Below are 6,875 nucleotides of genomic sequence, written 5' to 3' on the forward strand. Positions count from 1 at the left end.
CCGGAAGCGGGCCGGATGTCAGGGCTCGGTGGCATGCTCGACCCCGAGCGCGGCCGGCGGGCGGCGGCGCGGAGCGGAGCAGCATGATCGGGTTGGATCTCACCGGGCGCACGGCCCTCGTCACGGGGTCGGGGCAGGGCATCGGGCTGGCCATCGCGACGACGCTCGCGGAGGCGGGCGCCGAGGTGATCGTGAACGCCCGCTCCGAGCGGTCGATCCGCCGGGCGATCGAGGCCGTCGGCGCCGCGGTGCCGGAGGCGCGGGTGCGCGGAGTCGCGGCCGACGTGTCGACGGAGAAGGGCACGGCCTCCCTCCTGCGCGCGGCCGCCGAGGTGGACGTGCTCGTCAACAACCTCGGGATCTTCGGCTCCGCCGATGCGCTCTCCATCGACGACGCCGAGTGGCGCCGCTACTTCGAGGTCAACGTGCTCACCGGCGTGCGCCTGACCCGCGCCTACCTCCCCGGGATGATGGAGCGCGAGTGGGGCCGCGTCCTCTACATCGGCAGCGACTCCGCCGTCGTCACGCCCGCCGAGATGATCCACTACGGAGTGTCGAAGACCGCGCTGCTGGGCGTCTCGCGCGGCTTCGCCAAGGCCGCCGCCGGCACCGGGGTGACGGTGAACAGCGTGCTCGCCGGGCCGACCCACACGGGCGGCGTCGAGGACTTCGTCTACGAGCTGGTCGACCGCGAGCTCCCGTGGGAGGAGGCGCAGCGCGAGTTCATGCGCCTGCACCGGCCGCAGTCGCTGCTGAAGCGCCTCATCGAGCCGGAGGAGATCGCCCACATGGTGGCGTACCTCGCCTCCCCGCTCGCCTCGGCCACCACGGGCGCCGCCGTGCGCGTCGACGGCGGCTACATCGACTCGATCGTGCCGTAGCGCGCGCTCCCGGGGCTTCCCGGGGCGCCGGCCGTCAGCGCGGAGGGGCGACCGAGCCGCCGGGGCGCCACGGGCCGCCGATGCGCTCCTGGAGGAGCGGCGCCGCCGGGTCGGCGAGGCGGGCGAGCAGCGCCTCCACTCCGCGGCGGCCGAGCTCGCGGCCGGGCGCGACGAGCAGGTCGAGTGCCGGGTCGGCCAGGTCGGCGACGTCGGGGTCGGAGGCGAGCAGGACGATCGAGAGGTCCTCGGGCACGCGCAGCCCGCGGTGCCGCACCTCGTGCGCGAACCCGACGGCGGCGCCCCCGTTGACGATCACCACGGCGGTCGCGGAGGCGGGGTCGAACGAGCGGGCGAGGGTGCGGCCACCGGCGGGCGACTCCTGGCAGCGCAGCAGCACGCCCTCGACGCCGCGGGCCGCGCAGGCGAGTGCGAACGCCTCCTGGGTGCGCGCGTAGGGGCCGAAGTCGGCCGCGGCGTCGCGGTCCGGGCCGAGCACGAGCGCCACCCGCGCGTGCCCCACGCCGGCGAGCCGGCCGAGCGCCTCCTCGACCATACCCTCGAAGTCGATGTCGACCCAGTCGAGGGCGGACGGGTCGCGGGTGCGCCCGATGAGGGCGAAGGGCGTGCCGGAGTCCCGCAGGACCGGCACGCGCTCGTCCTCGCTGGTGACCTGCATCAGCACGACGCCGTCGATCAGGCCGTCGGCGCGCAGGTCGGCGAGGCGGTCGGAGCCGCCGACCGTCGGCCACAGGACGATCGAGTGGTCCTGCTCCGCCGCGGCCTCGGCGGCTCCGAGCAGGAACGAGGTGGCGGTGTTGAGCGGCCGGCTCGACACGAGCGGATAGACGACCGCGACGATCCCCGAGCGGCGCCGCGCGAGGGCGCGGGCCAGGGCGTGCGGCCGGAAGCCGAGCTCGTGCATCGCCGCCCGCACCCGCTCGCGGGTCTCGGGCGAGACGGGCTTGGTGTCGTTGACCACGAACGAGACCGTCGCGATCGAGACCCCCGCGAGGCGCGCGACATCCCTCATCGTGGCCACCGCGCCTCCTCCGCTCGCGCCGCCCGGCCGTGGTTGACGCGGGGCGGACGTCTCCCGCATCCTAGGAGACGCGGCCGGTAAAGCGGTTAACCCCGTGTCGGGCCGCCCACTGCCGCACCGTCTCCACCGTCGAAGAAGGAACACCGTGACCACACCCTCCTCCCCCGTCCGCGTCCTCGTCTGGGGCGAGAACCGCCATGAGCAGATCGAGGAGAAGGTCCGCGCGATCTACCCCGACGGCATGCACAGCACGATCGCCGACGGCATCCGCGAGAACCTCGGCGAGCGCGCCACCGTCTCCACCACCACGCTCGACGAGCCCGAGCACGGCCTCACCGAGGACGTCCTCGACGCCACCGACGTGCTCGTCTGGTGGGGCCACATGGCCCACGGCGACGTCTCCGACGAGATCGTCGAGCGCGTCCAGCGCCACGTCCTCTCGGGCATGGGCCTCGTCGTCCTGCACTCCGGTCACTGGTCGAAGATCTTCGGCAAGCTCATGGGCACCACCTGCACGCTGCGCTGGCGCTCGGAGCAGGACCGCGAGCTGGTCTGGACCGTCGACCCCACGCACCCCATCGCCCAGGGGATCCCGCACCCCTTCGTGATCCCCCGGCAGGAGATGTACGGCGAGTTCTTCGACGTGCCGGCGCCCGACGAGCTCGTGTTCCTCTCGACCTTCACGGGCGGCGAGGTGTTCCGCTCCGGCATGACCTGGAAGCGCGGCCACGGGCGCATCTTCTTCTTCTCCCCCGGCGACCAGGACTACCCCGTCTACCACCAGGCCGAGGTGCGCCGCGTGATCGCGAACGGCGTCGAGTGGGTGCGCTCCTCGCGCCCCGAGCGCCGCCTCCCGGTGCTGCAGCGCTACGAGACCGAGGACTTCCACAACGGCCAGGACTACGAGGGAGCGCTCGTCCGATGACGGTCCGCCTCGTCCAGGTCGGCGCCGGCGCGATGGGCCGCGCCTGGATCCGCACCATCCGCGACTCCCCGGACGCCGAGCTCGTCGGCCTGGTCGACCTCGACGTCGACCTCGCCACGGCTGCCGCGGAGGAGGAGGGGGTCGGCCCGGTCGCGGTCGGCACCTCCGTCGCCGAGGTCGCCGCGCGCTCCGGCGCCGACGCCGTGGTCAACGTGACCGTGCCGCGGGCGCACCTGCCCGTCAGCTCGGAGGCGCTGTTCGCCGGGCTGCCCGTGCTCTCCGAGAAGCCGATCGCGCCGACCATCGCCGAGGCGCTGGTGCTCGCGGCGACGGCAGAGGCCTCGGGCCGGCTCCTGATGACCAGCCAGTCGCGCCGCTACTACTCGGCGATCACCGCCTTCCGCGAGCAGATCGCCGGGCTCGGGCAGCTGGGCACCGCCTCCGTCCACTTCGCGAAGGCGCCCCGCTTCGGCGGCTTCCGCGACGAGATGGACCACGTGCTTCTGGTCGACATGGCGATCCACGCCTTCGACGCGGCGCGGTACCTGCTCGACAGCGACCCGGTCGCGGTCTACTGCGAGGAGTACAACCCGGGCTGGAGCTGGTACGCCGACGGAGCCGCGGCGAGCGCCGTGTTCGAGTTCGCCGGCGGAGTGCGCTTCAGCTACACCGGCAGCTGGTGCGCCGACGGCCTCGAGACCTCGTGGAACGGCGACTGGCGCGTGAACGGGGCCGGCGGCACCGCGCACTGGGACGGCGACGGCGCTCCGGAGTGGCAGTCGCGCGAGTCGGAGCCGGTGCGGACCGCCGCGCTCGAGCCCGTGCCCGAGGAGATCGCGGGCTCGCTCGCGGAGTTCGTGCGAGTGCTGGGCTCGGGGGCGGTCCCCTCGGGCGAGGTGCACTCGAACGTGCGGAGCCTCGCGATGGTGGAGGCGGCGGTCCGCTCCTCCGAGACGGGTGCGCGGGTGCGGCTCGACGACGTGCTGGAGGAGGGGTACGCGGAGGCGCTGACGCTCGCGCGCGACGAGCGCGTCCGCGCGGCCCTCGGCTCCTGGGGCTCGGCCGCGGAGGGCCTCGCGCGCTGACCACGCCGCCTGGCGGATCTCGAGGCGTCCGTGCGGCGGACTGCGGCACGCGGCGTCTCGAGACCCCCGCCCGGTCGCGGCTCCGCCACCGCGCGTTCGCCGGGCGGACACCTGCGGGCGGCGGGGCGTTCACCGGGGGCGGCCAGCGTGGGCGGGTTCCTTCGAAGCCGCTCAGGAGACCCGTGTCCTCTCGTCACACCCGCACCCGCACCGCCGCCCTCGCCCTCACCGTCACCCTCGCCGGCTGCACCCTCGGAGCCGCGGCCCTGCCCGCCTCCGCCGCGGGCGACTCCTTCTTCACCCGCATCGCCACGGTGCCGGCCTACCTGAACGCGGCCGACCCGTCCGCCGACTCCGCCGTCGCCGAGATCTCGAGCGCGTCGCCCGACGGCCGCCTGGTCTACTCGACGGACTCCGCCGGGCAGCGCATCGACGTCCTCGACATCTCGGACCCCGACTCCCCCGAGCCGCGCGGCGGCGTCGGCGTGGGCGGCGAGCCGACGTCGGTCTACGCGACCGGCGAGTACGTGCTCGCGGTGGTCGACACGAGCGACGGCGACTTCGCGAACCCCTCCGGCCACGTCAGCGTGCTGCACGCCGACGACCTCGCGCCCGTCGCGAGCATCGAGCTCGGCGGCCAGCCCGACTCCATCGACGTCACCACCGACGGCTCGACCGCGGTCATCGCGATCGAGAACCAGCGCGATGAGGACCTCGCCCCCGAGGGCGGCGAGGAGGGCGACCTCCCGCAGGCGCCCGCCGGGGAGCTGGTGGTGATGGACCTCGCGGGCGACCCCTCCGCCTGGGTGCCGGAGCACGTCGACCTCACCGGTCTCGCCGGCCTCGACACCCCGTCGGACCCGGAGCCCGAGTACGTCTCGATCAACCCCGCCGACACGGCCGTCGCCGTGACGCTGCAGGAGAACAACGCCGTCGCGATCGTCGACCTGGCCACCCGCTCCGTCACCGCCTCGTACACCGCGGGCACCGCCTCCGTCAGCGGCATCGACACGCTCGACGACGACTCGATCTCGCTGACCGGCTCGATCACCGACGTCCCGCGCGAGCCCGACGCGATCGGCTGGGTCGGCGACGACCACGTCGCGATCGCGAACGAGGGCGACTGGAAGGGCGGCACGCGCGGCTGGTCGATCCTCGACGCCGCGACCGGGGCCGTGCAGTGGGACGCCGGGAACTCGTTCGACCACCTCGCGGTGCGCCTCGGGCTCTACCCGGACAAGCGCTCCGACGCGAAGGGCTCCGAGCCCGAGGGCCTGCTCTCGGCCACCTTCGACGGCGTCCCCTACGTGTTCGTCGGCGCCGAGCGGGCCAACTTCGTGGCCGTCTACGACGTGTCGGAGCCGACCGCGCCGCGCTTCGTGCAGGCGCTGCCGTCGACGCCCGGCCCGGAGGGGCTGCTCGCCCTGCCCGAGCGCGACCTGCTGGTCGTCTCGAGCGAGACCGACGACGCGGAGGCCGCCGTCCGCGCGAGCGTGCAGCTCTACGCGCTCGGCGCCTCCGCCCCCGCGTTCCCGACCGTGCTGTCGGCCGACGTCGACGGATCGCCGCTGCCCTGGGGTGCGCTCTCGGGCCTCTCTACCGACCCGGCGGCGCCCGACCGTCTGTACGCGGTGAGCGACAGCGCCTACGCGCCGAGCACCCTCCACTCGATCGACACCTCCGTCTCGCCGGCGCTGCTCGACACGACGCTCACGGTGACCGAGGGCGGCGAGCCCGCCGCTCTGGATCTGGAGGGGATCGCCGCCCGCGTCGACGGCGGCTTCTGGGCCGTGACGGAGGGCGGGACAGGCGACGGCAACGCGCTCCTGCGACTCGACGCGGACGCCGCGGTGACCGAGCGGATCGCCCTGCCCGCGGAGCTCGCCTCAGCGCTGGGCAAGCAGGGCTTCGAGGGCGTGACCGTCGAGGACAGTGCCGACGGTGAGATCGTCTGGACGGCGCTGCAGCGCGAGGCCTCGATCGACGCCGACGGAGTGGTCCGGATCGGGCGCTACGACGTCGCCGCCGACAGCTGGAGCTTCTTCGGCTACCCGCTGGAGGCCGTGTCCGGGGCGGAAGGCGACTGGAACGGGCTCTCGGAGATCACGCTGACCCCCGCGGGCACGCTCGCGGTGATCGAGCGCGACAAGCTCAACGGGCCGGACGCCGCGCTGAAGGCCGTGTACACGGTGCCGCTGCCGACGGAGGCGGGCGCGGCGGTCGGCGAGACGCTGCCGATGCTCGAGAAGACGCTCGCGGTCGACGTGCTGCCCGCGCTGCAGGCGGGGAACGGCTGGACCCAGGAGAAGCTCGAGGGCCTCGGGATCACCGGCTCCGGCGAGGTGTTCGCGGTGACCGACAACGACGGCGTGGACGACGCGAACGGCGAGACTGTGCTCGCGTCGCTCGGCTCCGCGGAGTCCGTGTTCGGGGCGGGGACGGTGCCGACTCCGGGACCGACTGTCGAGCCGACGGTGGCGCCGACGGCTGAGCCGACCACGGCGCCGACCGCGCAGCCCACGGTCGCGCCGACGGCTGAGCCGACCGCGCAGCCCACCGCACAGCCCACGGCCGAGCCGACCCGCACGCCGGCTCCCGCTCCGGCCGGCGCCGTTCCTCCGCGGACCGGCTCGGGACTCGCGAGCACCGGCGTCGAGACGGGCTGGACCGCCGCGGCGGCCCTCGCCCTGCTCGCCGGTGGAGCGCTCGCGCTCGGAGTCACGCGCCGCCGCCGCGACGCGCGCTGACGAACGCCGACGGCCCGGGGGACAGTGTCCTCCGGGCCGTCGGCGTTCCCGCCGCGCGAGCGGGGCGGGTGGTCGGGTGTCAGCTTCCGGTGGGGGCGTCCTCGGTGTCGGGAGCGGTGCTCTCGGAGGGCGCCTGCGGGGCGACGGGCGCGGCAGGGCCGGAGCCGTCGGCGGGGGCCGGCGGCTCCGGCCCTGCCG

The 6,875-nt window shown here is 74.7% G+C and carries 5 protein-coding genes; 4 read left to right on the plus strand and 1 reads right to left on the minus strand.

Annotation, left to right across the window (positions count from 1 at the left end; translation table 11 throughout):
* The first annotated feature begins 86 nt into the window (after positions 1 to 86).
* On the plus strand, positions 87 to 881 hold the full coding sequence (locus tag C5C10_RS15280) for an SDR family NAD(P)-dependent oxidoreductase (RefSeq protein WP_104329693.1): 795 nt from the start codon (positions 87 to 89) through the stop codon (positions 879 to 881).
* Positions 882 to 915: 34 nt separating this feature from the next.
* Here C5C10_RS15280 and C5C10_RS15285 read toward each other — a convergent pair whose 3' ends face one another.
* Positions 916 to 1,911 carry a LacI family DNA-binding transcriptional regulator gene (locus C5C10_RS15285; protein WP_258060616.1) on the minus strand — a complete coding sequence of 332 codons (996 nt, stop codon included), beginning with the start codon at positions 1,909 to 1,911 and terminating at the stop codon, positions 916 to 918.
* A gap of 154 nt (positions 1,912 to 2,065) precedes the next feature.
* Here C5C10_RS15285 and C5C10_RS15290 point away from each other — a divergent pair, with 154 nt between their 5' ends.
* The 3 genes from C5C10_RS15290 to C5C10_RS18390 all read left to right on the plus strand — a co-directional run bounded on the left by C5C10_RS15290 (position 2,066) and on the right by C5C10_RS18390 (position 6,677).
* Positions 2,066 to 2,845, plus strand: a complete 780-nt coding sequence (locus C5C10_RS15290; protein ID WP_104258013.1) for a ThuA domain-containing protein — start codon at positions 2,066 to 2,068, stop codon at positions 2,843 to 2,845.
* Positions 2,842 to 3,930 carry a Gfo/Idh/MocA family protein gene (locus C5C10_RS15295; RefSeq protein ID WP_104263301.1) on the plus strand — a complete coding sequence of 363 codons (1,089 nt, stop codon included), beginning with the start codon at positions 2,842 to 2,844 and terminating at the stop codon, positions 3,928 to 3,930. Before C5C10_RS15290 ends, C5C10_RS15295 begins: the two co-directional genes overlap by 4 nt.
* Before the next feature lie 182 nt (positions 3,931 to 4,112).
* Positions 4,113 to 6,677, plus strand: a complete 2,565-nt coding sequence (locus C5C10_RS18390; RefSeq protein ID WP_104329692.1) for an esterase-like activity of phytase family protein — start codon at positions 4,113 to 4,115, stop codon at positions 6,675 to 6,677.
* Positions 6,678 to 6,875 lie beyond the last annotated feature (198 nt).

The organism is Rathayibacter sp. AY1A3 (genome assembly GCF_002930975.1).
GTDB lineage: Bacteria > Actinomycetota > Actinomycetes > Actinomycetales > Microbacteriaceae > Rathayibacter.